At 49.3% G+C, this 1092-nt stretch carries 2 protein-coding genes; both read right to left on the bottom strand.

Annotated features, from left to right (window positions below):
- Window positions 1-672, bottom strand: a 672-nt coding sequence (locus JCM11216_RS14185; RefSeq protein ID WP_054854613.1) for a hypothetical protein, incomplete at its 3' end; no start/stop codon positions are given.
- Between the two features lie 105 nt (window positions 673-777).
- Window positions 778-1092 (bottom strand): hypothetical protein (locus tag JCM11216_RS14180; RefSeq protein WP_054854612.1); only part of this gene is annotated, 315 nt, incomplete at its 5' end.

Here is a 1092-nt window from a genome sequence, read left to right as displayed (position 1 = left end):
TGCGTAGCCCATGGATAGGGCTTTAAGCACGGCCTCATGACCAACCAATTCACTCAATGCCTTGAGGGTAGCCACACCACCCAAGTCCTTGGTGAGGACCTCAATGGCGTTGATGACGTCATTGCCTAACCTAGCCTCGATTGGCTCCGCAATGCTGAAGCTCCTAACCGGAGCCTCCACGAACCTCCTACTCAAGCCAATGACCTCGACCTTCTCATTAAACTCCGTGGTGTCCCTAACCTCATCAATCCTTGGGATCCTAACCAACCTCCTAACAACCTCATCAAAAACAAACACCTTGTTGACATCAAACACGCTACTGTGTATCACGACATCAATGCCCAAAGCCCTCAACTGAGCCAGTGCGTCGGTTAGCCTAGGCCATAAATCCGAGTAGAACTCGGTGTTTACCCTCAGTGAGGATGCAAGGGCCAAGCCAATCACCGTACTTATAGGCTCAATGGTTGGTATCGGCGCCGAGTATAATGAGTTTTTCAAATCATCGACATTGAACTCGCTCGTGAATTCAACACTTGCTGGGAATGCGAAGCCGCAGTCCTCAAGGACCTGGCTCAAAAAATCGAGGTGGCTCGAGTCGCAGTTAATGTTTAACTCACGGAAGACCCTATTGATTAGGGCTTTACCCAAGGCATTGAGCTTAGCATCAGGCACGCCATTGAGTGCCTTGCATTGCCAAGCCTGAAGGTCAATCCGGCGTTGATCCCCCCGTAATCAAGCTACCCAAAATGAGCCTAAGCATCATTTAAAACGAATTAATCACTTATTAGGCTGGTTTACGTACCTCCCCCCCAAGCCATTAATCAAAGCCTCGGTGATGACTATCGCCTCGATTAGGTTAGAAGCCTTAATGCCCAACTCCGCATCCCTGAGTTCATTGGTGATTCTGCTTAGTGAGTCTCTTAGGGACTTCACAGAGGACCTAAGCAACTGAATCCTTAGGTCTATGTTCTCGCCGTAACTCAATGCGTTTAAGGCATTGCTGACTGTATTCAAGGCGTTTTCGTAAAGCGTCAAAGCCCTCCTCAACTCACCAACCTCCTTGCTTAACCTCTCAGCCTCGCTGAGACTGCC

The sequence above is a fragment of the Vulcanisaeta distributa JCM 11216 genome (assembly GCF_001315985.1).
Lineage (GTDB): Archaea > Thermoproteota > Thermoprotei > Thermoproteales > Thermocladiaceae > Vulcanisaeta > Vulcanisaeta distributa_E.
Note: the sequence above shows the minus strand (reverse complement) of the source record. Positions and strands in the feature narration are given on the sequence as shown.